Source organism: Bacillus cereus group sp. N6 (assembly GCF_016483705.1).
GTDB classification, from domain to species: domain Bacteria; phylum Bacillota; class Bacilli; order Bacillales; family Bacillaceae_G; genus Bacillus_A; species Bacillus_A wiedmannii.
The window spans coordinates 1-5,982 of the sequence record NZ_JAEHBI010000100.1 but is presented as its reverse complement, the minus strand read 5'-3'; the positions used below and the strand labels follow the sequence as shown (position 1 = coordinate 5,982).

Here is a 5,982-nt window from a genome sequence, read left to right as displayed (position 1 = left end):
TTATATTCCCTTCAAATACACATTGCTTCTGTGCATTATATATAACCATATAACTCTTACCCATACTAATATCAAACGCAATGACGTGTTTCATACAGTTCCTCCCGCTATACATGTTTATATACTAAAGGTTGAAGTTTTCACTTCATTCTTATCGACTCCCATTTCTTATACACGATCTCAAGGACCAACATACTAAAAACTGATTTCAATAAGAGATAAGTGAAGACGGCCAGTTTTAAAAACGGATTCAAGATCCCAAAGGCGACGCGACCGTTTCTTCACTTCTACTATAAAAAAATAGTAGTACAAAACCAATGCCTTGGTCTGTACTACTAATCTTAGTATGTTTTAGAAATTCATTTTCCTTTTTTAAAGCCTGGATTTCTCTTCGTAAAGAACGTAGTTCTGCCATATCAGTTCCCTCACTATCGAGAAGTGGAGAAGAATATTTCTTTATCCATGCATTTAGGGTTCCGTTCCCTAGGTCAAATTCTCTTTGGATACTGGAAATTGTACGCCCTTCTTTAACCACCAATTCTACACATTGTTTTTTAAACATTTCATCATACTGTTTTTTCATCTGAAACACCTCTTATATAGAATAATTTATCTCTATACTGTGTTCCAGTTTTACTGTACCACCTCAAAATCATGCAAGTTGTTAAAGAGGTAGTTATTAAAATAAATGAACTAAATGATGAATATGACTACTTTATCGAAACAATGGAAAGAGAAGATCTCTATGAATTTATCGATGCAGGAGCACGAATAGCTAGCTTAGAATCTGAAGAAGATATAACAGAAGAATGGCGGGAATGGTAAAAAACTGCATACTTGGTGTCTAAGTTTACTCCTTCATAAAACTTTGTCCCTTATTCTCCAATTGGAAAATAAGGGACAAACAAAGCCAACTCCAATAGAATCAAATACTAAGATATATTAATTTTTTCATTCAAACTAATAATATGATTAGATGTTTTTCTAAGTTCTTCTTCTCTAACTAAAATTAATCTACTTCCCAAACTCATTTCTCTAATCCATTACCAAGGTGTTTTGAACATAAATATCTTATATTCTTTAAGATGTGTATCCTTAGAGTATTAAATAAACAGAAAAGCAGCCGACTCTTTATATAAAAGTCGGCTGCTTTCTTATCATTCGGGCTCTCCCTTGCGAAGGAGTTCAACAACTGCTTGTGAACGTGATTTAACCCCTAGTTTTTGCATTGCATTTGAGATGCGTAACTTTTGCGCAAAATGAAACAACCTATATATCAACTTCGATTCCTTCGACTAACTTGCATAATTGCATTTCCTAAATCATTAGATCTAATTTGCTGATTTGTCATTGAAAAACTTAGCCCTGGTGATGAATTATATTCACTATTTTTGTTTCAATAACCCCTTCCCATCCAATGCTAGCCATTCCTAAATACGATGCGAAGGTAAACAGTGGGCCTAGAACTGCTTGTGCTGCTCCGTATCCAGCTAAAGTGTAAATATCCACACAGGTATTTCTACAACTAATCCTTTTAATTTCGCCATATTAATTTCTTCAGTAGCTTTTTTATCATTATCTTTCTCTTTCAAAAGAAAGAAGTGAGCACTAGCACCAGCTAATAACAAAACAACAGTTAATATAAGAATTATTTTTAAGAGAGTGCCCTCTTTCTTAAACACATATGCATACAGTATAAAACCTCTCTAAAAATCCAAATTTTCATCCCCCAAAAAACAGGATAGACAACTCCAAGGAAAATAACAAGCACGAGTGCGGTATAATGCCACACTCGTGCTTAAGAAATGTATAGGACGAAAATCTTACCGATTCTATGTACGAATTTTTAAATAAATTTTTACTATTAAAAAAAACAAAAGTGCTAATTTACATGTTCAGCTTCATAGAGCGCTAAGCATTCCTTAAACGACATGGTCCCGTGTTCTTCCAAATATCCATCAAAAATCTCTAACCATTCTAACGTAAGGTATTTTTCTGGAACATTGGTATTCGCTATTCCCTCGTCGAGGTCTGCTTGCAGAGACTTCAACCAATCATTCTTTTTCACAAGAGCTTTTTCAATAATAGCTTTATTTTCAGAATGACGACTGATTTCTTTCGTAAACGTTGTGATATATTCATTGTATTTTCTTCCATATTTAATCCGATTTAAAAAGGAAGATTTCAAGTCAGCTATAAAACCTTCATATTCTTTTATTTTATTGCATTCAGATTCTAAGTCACTTTCTAAACTGTCTATTTCTTTTTTGGCTTTGACAATGTACCCCAAATCAGTATACATCGCTCTAATATTCAGATAATCAAAGTGTTCTTCTTTTAATTCTTTTTTATCCAATGCTTGCTGTGAGTTATCTGACAAAAAGTTGTCCCCCTAAAAACTATTCAATAACGAAAAATTACTTCATTCTATAAATCTCTTCCGCAGTTTTCACATGTTTCGTGCGTATCCCAATTTAATGTCCCACACTCACGGCATGTAGTCACACCCGCGAAACGAACAAACAATTTCTTTAACATCTTCATAAAAATCACCTCCCGATAGCATTATATACAAATAACCTTACATTTGAATAGTTATATTTAAAATTTGTTTTTTTCAAAAAGAATTTTGTTGAGTTTCTCTAAAATACTTTTTTGAAAAACCTAACGGCCTGTCCTAATGGTACTTTAATGGAAGAGATTGCATAAAGTGTTTATTAGAAAATAAGACTTATCTGTATAGAGAGTATACGGATAAGTTATTTTTTTATATAGAAGTTATTTTTTGCATTATATGTCTGAAAATGTTGGATATGAAAAGTTGCTTTAACTATTTTTTGGGGCGTATAAGCTGGACAATAGCAAAAGAACGTTTCTGCCGAGAAAGTATATTTATGGATAGTGAGTTCTATCGCTGCGACCTCCACATATTTTTTCATTCCAACGTACCATGTTTCCTTTCCTTTTAGAAAATTTTTCTTGAATTCAAATTTCTTATAACAGATTGTGTTGTTTTGTATGATTCAATTCATTCAATTCACCCCTTTCACCCTTTCTTCGTTTGAAATATGATAACTAAAAAAATAGCTATTTGTTGAAAAAAAGGAATAAATTCCATGTCCAACAAGCTAAGATCTCAGAGTTCACCTTAAAATAAAAATATTACTATATCTACTTATTAAATAGTTCCAAATGTAAGGATATTAATGTATACTTATTCGGGTGCAAATTGTGATACATCATTCTAAAGGAGGATAAATTTTTGAACAACACGAACAATGATTCTATTTCATTAGAGAATCAAGACATTATCTGTGACATCGAAGATCTTTTACCAAAACTCGAGGAACTGCAACAGGAATATGAAGAAGATGAACGTCAAAAAGAACTAGAGGATGAAGCTTGGGAGAAACGTTACAATAAGGCGGAAGCTGAATTCAACAAGAGAAGCGAAGACATGCTGGGTATGGTTAAACCTTTTGATATTGATAAACACGTCGCTTTACTAAGTGTTGGGGTTTTATTTTTAATGTGTGTCATCAGCCCATTCTCCTTTTTTGTAAATGCCCTACTGGCGTTTTTAATATGGGGCTTCTTTATGTTTGTTGGAATGCCTGTTACTTCAATACTTGATAAAAAAGCTGAACGACGTAAAGAGCAAATTAGAAAAGAGTTACAAGAAATTAAATACCGAGAATATCGCATTCTATTTCAACAAAAGCCGAGTCATGATTATTGGAGAAAGCAATACAATTACACAGAAGCTGTGAATAAACGCTTAAAAGAACAAAACCCTCAATTCGAATTCGTATTAAGCGGTTCTTACGGATTTTCATACCAAATTAAAAAAATGAAATACGTCCGCCATAAGTTAGAGAGCGGACAAGCACCAACACTCGACAATGCAGTAAGCATGATGTTTAATTACTTCATTGAAGAGACCGATCGACAATTAGCGGTAAGTAAAGAATACTTTGCAGAAAAAGATCGAATGAGAATTCAAACGAGAGAATACGAAGAAGAGCAAAGAAGAAAAGAAGAAGCTGAATATCAACGAGAACGTGAAGAATATGCAAGAAGAGAAGATCAGGAAACATCATGGTTACAGGAACAAGACCGACAACGTCAACAAGCATTAGACGATGAGATTCGTAGAGATATTGAACATAGTGCATATGATGCACGTCGGTGGGGGAAAGATCGCCAAACAGTGCGGATGTATGACGATCAACTGGGACGTAGTTATCACGAACGCCTAGAAGAAGATCGAAAATATGGATATGGAGAAGATGATAAGATGTCGGATGTAGGTGGAGATCTCAAATAAGGTCAGAAGAGGCGAATGAGAACAAAGTAAATATCCAACGAACTATATATCTTTACATAAAGAAAAAGCAGATGAAAAGGCGGGAGAAATTTGAAAAAATTCTTGATGAGTATTTCTATTTTATTAATCGCAACCTTATTATTCGGTTGCAGTAACGAAACATTCGATAAAGCGGTAGAGCAGGGAAAATTAGCACTGGCGAATAAGGAGTACGAAAATGCAAGCGCTTCATTTGAAATTGCATTAAAAGAAAAAAAGGACGAGGAAGTTCAAACCTTGCAAAAGCAAGCATCCAAAATGGCAGTAGCGCTGGCCGAAAAAGAGAAACTCGACATCGACAATGCAATCAAGTTATTCGATCAAGTTGCAACCATGAAAGATGGTTTAGAGACGGTAAAAAACGAAGCGAAGAAGGAGAAAGAAACACTCACTCAATATAAGGATAAACGTGAGAATTATAATAAAGAACTACAAACAGCGCAAGACCTTCTAAGCGAAAAGAAATTTGATGAATCAAAGGTAATATTGACAAAAATACAACAAGAAACAACTTCAGATAAGATTTTAAAAGAACAAAATCAAAAGGTAACGGAACAGTTAGAGAAGCTTGAAAAAGAGAAAAATGCAGCTGTGGAAGAAGAAAAACGACAAGAAAAGCAGAAAAAAGCAGCGGAGCAAAAGAAGCAACAGCAAGCAAAAGAGCAACAAGCAAAAGAACAAGAACAACAACAACAACAACAACAACAACAACAACAACAACAAGCAAAAGAGCAACAAGCAAAAGAGCAACAAGTAAAAGAGCAGCAAAAGCAAACCGCTCAAAGCAGCATACAAAAACTCTCGCCTAAAGATGCAGAAAACAAAGTTAGAGATAGTTTAAACTTGACCAACAATTCTAAAGTTTACTGCGAATACGAAGGGGATAAAGCTGAAGCTGAAGAGTATGTCATACATGTATATACAAATGTGCAATACGAAGACGACGAAGAAGGCGGACATACAGTAACTTATGGTTGGTTCAATGTGAATGCTACTACTGGTGAAGTTCATAAAGAGGAATTTTAGTCATAATTTTAGTCATAATTATATATACTTTAATATAAAGTTAATATAAAATAGCTAGTAACAACTAGGAATAAACACTCAAAGCAGGAGGAAAAATGTTTAAACTAAAAGATATTGTACTTACTGATGTTTTCAAAACAGAAAAAGATGTAATAAGCTCCAATTTACTGGAGACTATTAAAATAAATATGAAGAGAGAAACAGATATTAAAATTATTAGAGAAGATAGAAATGAAATAGAGTTTAGATATAAAAGCGTAGGGAAAATTATAAACTCAAATACTACGTTTTCGATTAGAACAGAAGGAAATAAAGTGAAAATTGATGTAGTTGGAAAACAAAAGTGGAGTAAACGAGCGTATTTTATTACTGTGATCAATTGCGGTTTATTAGTTACAGGATTGTTTTCAATTTTTGGGATAGTAGGGTTAATTTTCTTACTTGTTAAAATAAATGGAGCAACCAAAGTAAATACTGGTCATTTAGAAAAAATATTAGGAAATGTGAAATCAGAATTACTTTTTTAGTGTAGCATAATATTTTTAATTGTTCTTATACTGTCTCTTATAAACATCTGACGCTGCCGACGA

7 protein-coding genes and 3 pseudogenes are annotated in these 5,982 nt (G+C 33.5%); 4 read left to right on the top strand and 6 right to left on the bottom strand.

What is annotated here, in order from left to right; genetic code table 11:
* A pseudogene (locus JDS99_RS29580) lies at window positions 1-94 on the bottom strand (transposase); the annotation flags it as partial.
* Between the two features lie 156 nt (window positions 95-250).
* Complete coding sequence (locus tag JDS99_RS29575) at window positions 251-583, bottom strand: transposase (RefSeq protein ID WP_242475801.1); 333 nt, start codon at window positions 581-583, stop codon at window positions 251-253.
* Window positions 584-645: 62 nt separating this feature from the next.
* Here JDS99_RS29575 and JDS99_RS29570 point away from each other — a divergent pair.
* Window positions 646-825, top strand: a pseudogene (locus tag JDS99_RS29570) (hypothetical protein); the annotation flags it as partial.
* A 332-nt stretch (window positions 826-1,157) separates the two neighbouring features.
* Here JDS99_RS29570 and JDS99_RS32195 read toward each other — a convergent pair.
* The 4 genes and pseudogenes from JDS99_RS32195 to JDS99_RS32190 form a co-directional block, all read right to left on the bottom strand.
* A pseudogene (locus JDS99_RS32195) lies at window positions 1,158-1,241 on the bottom strand (hypothetical protein); the annotation flags it as partial.
* A gap of 118 nt (window positions 1,242-1,359) precedes the next feature.
* Window positions 1,360-1,509, bottom strand: a complete 150-nt coding sequence (locus JDS99_RS29560; protein WP_199696327.1) for a hypothetical protein — start codon at window positions 1,507-1,509, stop codon at window positions 1,360-1,362.
* The gene (locus JDS99_RS29555; RefSeq protein ID WP_199696324.1) at window positions 1,491-1,682 is read right to left on the bottom strand and encodes a hypothetical protein; all 192 of its coding nucleotides are present in this window, start codon (window positions 1,680-1,682) and stop codon (window positions 1,491-1,493) included. Before JDS99_RS29555 ends, JDS99_RS29560 begins: the two co-directional genes overlap by 19 nt.
* 200 nt (window positions 1,683-1,882) lie before the next feature.
* Window positions 1,883-2,380 carry a hypothetical protein gene (locus tag JDS99_RS32190; protein ID WP_235607968.1) on the bottom strand — a complete coding sequence of 166 codons (498 nt, stop codon included), beginning with the start codon at window positions 2,378-2,380 and terminating at the stop codon, window positions 1,883-1,885.
* A gap of 882 nt (window positions 2,381-3,262) precedes the next feature.
* Here JDS99_RS32190 and JDS99_RS29545 point away from each other — a divergent pair.
* From JDS99_RS29545 to JDS99_RS29535, 3 genes are all read left to right on the top strand, one after another.
* On the top strand, window positions 3,263-4,327 hold the full coding sequence (locus JDS99_RS29545) for a hypothetical protein (RefSeq protein ID WP_199696323.1): 1,065 nt from the start codon (window positions 3,263-3,265) through the stop codon (window positions 4,325-4,327).
* A gap of 90 nt (window positions 4,328-4,417) precedes the next feature.
* Window positions 4,418-5,392, top strand: coding sequence for a hypothetical protein (locus JDS99_RS29540; RefSeq protein WP_199696322.1), 975 nt, complete (start codon window positions 4,418-4,420; stop codon window positions 5,390-5,392).
* Window positions 5,393-5,487: 95 nt separating this feature from the next.
* Window positions 5,488-5,919, top strand: a complete 432-nt coding sequence (locus JDS99_RS29535; protein ID WP_199696321.1) for a hypothetical protein — start codon at window positions 5,488-5,490, stop codon at window positions 5,917-5,919.
* Window positions 5,920-5,982: the final 63 nt, after the last annotated feature.

What these genes read in the sequence shown, in the direction of transcription:
- JDS99_RS29575 (WP_242475801.1), bottom strand. Translation starts at nt 583, where the DNA reads ATGAAAAAACAGTATGATGAAATGTTTAAAAAACAATGTGTAGAATTG.
- JDS99_RS29535 (WP_199696321.1), top strand. Translation starts at nt 5,488, where the DNA reads ATGTTTAAACTAAAAGATATTGTACTTACTGATGTTTTCAAAACAGAA.